This window comes from Pseudomonas kitaguniensis (assembly GCF_049199985.1).
Lineage (GTDB): Bacteria > Pseudomonadota > Gammaproteobacteria > Pseudomonadales > Pseudomonadaceae > Aquipseudomonas > Aquipseudomonas kitaguniensis.
In genome coordinates this window covers 1-255 of sequence record NZ_JBLZPT010000077.1, presented here as the reverse complement: position 1 = coordinate 255, position 255 = coordinate 1, and the positions used below count along the sequence as shown (strand labels likewise).

At 50.6% G+C, this 255-nt stretch carries 1 rRNA gene; it reads left to right on the top strand.

Annotated elements, in window-relative coordinates:
* A 23S ribosomal RNA gene (locus ACOZK9_RS27515) occupies positions 1-224 on the top strand; the annotation flags it as partial.
* Between the last annotated feature and the right edge of the window lie 31 nt (positions 225-255).

The window sequence follows — 255 nt, the reverse complement described above, 5'->3', positions numbered from 1 at the left end:
CTCTGGTGTTCCGGTTGTCACGCCAGTGGCATTGCCGGGTAGCTATGTTCGGAATAGATAACCGCTGAAAGCATCTAAGCGGGAAACTAGCCTCAAGATGAGATCTCACTGGAACCTTGAGTTCCCTAAAGGGCCGTCGAAGACTACGACGTTGATAGGTTGGGTGTGTAAGCGCTGTGAGGCGTTGAGCTAACCAATACTAATTGCCCGTGAGGCTTGACCATATAACACCCAAGCAATTTGCTTGCTCTGACG